The 4,246-nt window shown below is 61.0% G+C and carries 4 protein-coding genes; all 4 read left to right on the top strand.

Features of this window, described 5'->3' with window-relative positions:
• Nucleotides 1-1,950, top strand: a 1,950-nt coding sequence (locus tag KDH09_06965; GenBank protein MCB0219416.1) for a proprotein convertase P-domain-containing protein, incomplete at its 5' end; no start/stop codon positions are given.
• Nucleotides 1,951-1,982: 32 nt separating this feature from the next.
• Entirely contained in the window at nucleotides 1,983-3,161 is a 1,179-nt protein-coding gene (locus KDH09_06960; GenBank protein MCB0219415.1) for a hypothetical protein, read from the top strand.
• A gap of 52 nt (nucleotides 3,162-3,213) precedes the next feature.
• A complete protein-coding gene (locus KDH09_06955; GenBank protein MCB0219414.1) occupies nucleotides 3,214-3,477 on the top strand; it encodes a hypothetical protein in 264 nt (87 codons plus the stop codon).
• A gap of 18 nt (nucleotides 3,478-3,495) precedes the next feature.
• Nucleotides 3,496-4,246 (top strand): hypothetical protein (locus tag KDH09_06950; GenBank protein MCB0219413.1); only part of this gene is annotated, 751 nt, incomplete at its 3' end.

Here is a 4,246-nt window from a genome sequence, read left to right as displayed (position 1 = left end):
GACGCGATGCTTCCGCGCCGGGTCGAGCGGGCTTCGGTCGCCCAGGGGCGGGTTCAGGCCGAGGACGCGGCCCTCTTCCCGACCATCAGCGGCCTGGGGAACTGGGTTGCCTATGAGTCGGACGCAGGCAATATCGACTTTACCGACAGCGGCAGTTTCAGCGATATTTTCCTGTACGACCGAACGACAAAGCAGACCAGCCGCGCGAGTGTTTCGATCGATCCGATTACCGGGATGATCAGTGAGGCCAACGGCAACAGCCATAGCCCCTCGCTCAATGCCGACCCGGGCGATGCTGGTATCGATGGGCGTTTCCTGGTCTTTGAATCGTTCGCCAATAATATCGCCACCCGCTACGAAACGGTGGGGACGGGCGATAACTCCACCACGATTTTCAACAAGGTCCTCTTTGAACGTAGCGCCGTGCCCGGATCCTTCAAGGTGACCGACGGGATGGAAACCTGCACGGACGACATGGCTGGAACCCTGGTCTGCGATAACGGCGGCTCGGGCACCATCGTCTATGCCAGCAGCACGCTGACGCTGACATTCGGTACTGCGCCCGCCGGCGGGGCGCCGGTAATCGCCACTTATGCGACGAGCGAATCGGATGCCAATTCGCTGGACCTCTTCGTGCTCGACCGCGATGCCGACGACAACAACATCTTCGATGAGGATCCCGCGCTTGTTGCGGGTGCCCGGCGGATCTCGCGCCTGACGCTCAACGACGGAGGCGGCGACACCGACAGCAACAGCTTCCGCCCGCGCATCTCCGCTGATGGCCGGCACGTGGTCTTCATGTCGCTGGCCACGAATCTTGTAGCGAGTGACACGAATGACGCAGCGGACATCTTCATTCACGACCGCGATGTGGATGGAATGGGCACCTACGATGATGGCGCCGACATCGCCATCATCCGGGTCAGCGTCTCCACGGCGGGCACGGAAGCCAACGACGACTCAGAACGGCCCTGGATCTCCAACGATGGGCGCTACGTGGTCTTCGATTCGTTTGCGACCAATCTGGTGGCAGGCGATACCAATGGCGAGAGTGACGTGTTTCTGCGAGACCGCGATACCGACGGTAACGGAATCTTCGATGAAATGAGCGGTGTGAGCACGGTGCGCCTGAGCGTTCCGCTGCTGGGCGGCGAGACCGACGGGGCCAGCGAGCAGGGCACCATCAGCAATGACGGGCGTTTCGTGGCCTTTGTCTCGGACGCCACGAACCTGGTCGCCGGCGACACGAACTTCTTTGCCGATGTCTTCGTGCTCGATCGGGACCGGGACAACAACCAGGTCTACGATGAGGTGGGCGAGACCGAGATTCGCCGCGTGAACATTCCGCCCCTTGGACGCGAGACCGACGACGAGAGCTTTGCTGCGTGGATCTCTCCCGGCGGGGCCAGTGTTGTGCTCGCCTCGGATGCGACCAACCTCGATCCGCTCGATAGCAATAACCTCGGCGACATCTTCATCGTGCCCAATTTGATGGCACCGATCTCCTCAGCGGGGCAGACTCTGTTCTTTGACGCCCAACCGCCACAGATTCCCCTGGACATTGCCGATTTCTCCACGGTGCTCAGCACCATCACAGTCGATGCCACCGGGACGGTGCAGGACATCAACGTGGAAGTCGACATTTCCCACTCGTTCTCCGGCGATTTGACGATTACGCTCATCGCGCCCGACGCCACGGAGGTGATCCTGAGCGACGGAAACGGTGACGATGCGATCAACGCATTTTCCGGGACGGTCTTCGACGACGAGGCGCCCTTCGGAATCGTGGACGTGACTCCGCCCTACAGCGGGCGATTCCAGCCCGAGGGGGACCTGGTCGATCTGCAGGGCAAGTCGGTGCAGGGCACCTGGACGCTCAAGGTCACCGACTGCTGCGATCCCGATGGCGGGCAGCTTGATTTCTGGGGGATCGAGCTCGAACTCCAGTAACGATTCTTACGCGGGGAAGGAACAACTTGCGCATGTTTTACAACAAGAAGGCACACTACTGGTCTCGAACAATTCTGACGATTCTCGCTGTTTCATTTGCGGTCGCTTCTTGCGGAAACGATCCGCAGGTCGTGCCCCCGGGTATCATCGTGACGATTGCGGGAACCGGCCAGCAGGGTTTTGCCGGCGAGGGCGAAGACGCGCTCGAAGCGCGCTTTGATGCCGTGGGCGATGTGGCGGCCGATGCACTGGGAAATCTCTTCATCTGCGACATCTTCAACCACCGCATTCGGCGGATCGACGGGCAGACGAACATCATCACCACGATCGCGGGCACCGGTTACGAGGCCGATCCCATGAACGACAATGGCGACTTCGGGGGCGATGGCGGCCCGGCGGTCGAAGCCCTGCTCAGCCGCCCGCGCCACCTCGTCCAGGACGCGGCCGGCAACATTCTGTTCCTGGACCTGGCCAACCATCGCGTGCGCAAGATCGAGGCGAACACCGGAATCATCACGACGATTGTCGGAGACGGCAGTGATGTGCTGGACGGCGATGGCGGCGCGGCGGTCGATGCTTCGATCGGTCGTCCCCACGGGATCGCCCTTGACGGCGCCGGGAACATCTACATTGCCGAGTTCCTCAATCATCGCATCCGCAAGGTGACCATCAGCACGGGGATAATCGAGACCATCGCCGGAAGCGGCAGCACCGGCTTCGGGGGCGGCGGCTTCAGCGGGGATGGCGGCCCCGCCGTCGAGGCAGAGCTCAAGTTCCCGGCCGGCGGGGCTTTTGATCCGGCCGGCAACTACTACTTCTCGGATGCCGGCAACAACCGCGTGCGCAAGATCGATCTTTCGACGAGGATCATCACCACCGTGGCTGGGACCGGCGAGGCCGGCTACGGCGGAGACGGGGGAGCGGCTGTGGACGCCCTGCTGCAATCACCGCGGCCGCTGGAGATCGATTCCAGGAATCGGCTCTACATCGGAGATACCAACAACCACGCGATTCGCATGGTGGATCTCAACACGGGGGTCATCACGACCATTGCCGGCACCGGGCTGCAGGGCTATTTCGGGGACGGCGGTCTGGCGGTCAATGCCCGGCTCGACCAGCCCTTCGGGATCGAGCTCGACGAGCGCACCAACAGCCTCTATATCGCCAGCGCCGGCAATCACGTGATCCGGCGCATGGGGCTACCCGAGTAATCAAATAAGAAGTAGAATCACGACATTGAACGCAAAGAGGAGCGAGGACGACATGATGAAACTCAAAAATATAACCTTTTTGGTAATCGTGATCTTTTCCGGTGCGATGGCGCAGTCCTGCAGCGATGATGTCGCCCAGTTTCTGGGGATCAAGGTGGACGCCGCGGTCAACAATGTAAACGCGAGCAACCTGAGCAACGCCCTTACTGGTGGTTGCGAGGGCAGCTGCGACGGCGATCCCGACAACGACACGATGATCAAGAGCTGGAGCGTGTCCGGTGATAGTTCTGCTACGCTCACGATCGACGGGCACTAGTGCAATTACGACCCGGGCATGATGGTCGACGCCGATGCGATTCAGGCAGGTGTGATTGCAGCCGTCAACGGGGAGGACAGTGACTGCGGTCCCGACAATACCCACACCGAGGCCTCCGCGGGCAGCGTTCTCGTCGAGGGCCTTTTCGGTGCATGGTCCTTCACGACGACCCACGCTGGCGGTCTGGAAGGTCCTACGACTGTTCAGGAACCCGGGCAGGACGCTTATGCGCTGGCCTCTCTCCTTCGCTACTTTGGTGTGTCGTATCTTTCTTCGGTCGTTCCAAACGTCGCCGCGCAGGCCGCCCTGGAAGACACCTGGCCCACTGCCGGCCCCTATGCCTACTACGCCCAGGAAACGGTCAACTGCAACAACGATGGCATGATGGACGACGGCGACGACTCCAACGGCACTGTGACGGTTACGGCCTCGATCCGTGGTGAAGTGCTGGCCGAGATGTCCTCGGTGAAAGATATCCCCTCCCAGGAGACCCCGAGCAATGCGACCATCACCGACATTGTCTACATTGTGACATACAATAATTGCGACGTGATCGGTAAATTCTGGGGCGATGCGACTGAGGAAACCGTGACGCTCTCCGGCACGACCACTACGCGGATTAAATACGATCCGGCACTCCAGGGCATGCAGCAGGCGAATGACGCTCAGGAGACGGCTGATTTTAGCGGCACGGTCTTCGCCTCGAACGGAAGCGATACCGGTGTCATGGTAATCAACGCCAAAGACGTGGGAATCGACGATGGCGGCG

Source organism: Chrysiogenia bacterium (assembly GCA_020434085.1).
GTDB lineage: Bacteria > JAGRBM01 > JAGRBM01 > JAGRBM01 > JAGRBM01 > JAGRBM01.
The sequence above is the reverse complement of the archived record's forward strand: the minus strand, read 5'-3'. Positions and strand labels throughout refer to the sequence as shown.

Bases quoted from the DNA above. Each gene is read 5' to 3' on its own strand.
- KDH09_06960 (MCB0219415.1), top strand. From the start codon at position 1,983: ATGTTTTACAACAAGAAGGCACACTACTGGTCTCGAACAATTCTGACG.
- KDH09_06955 (MCB0219414.1), top strand. From the start codon at position 3,214: ATGATGAAACTCAAAAATATAACCTTTTTGGTAATCGTGATCTTTTCC.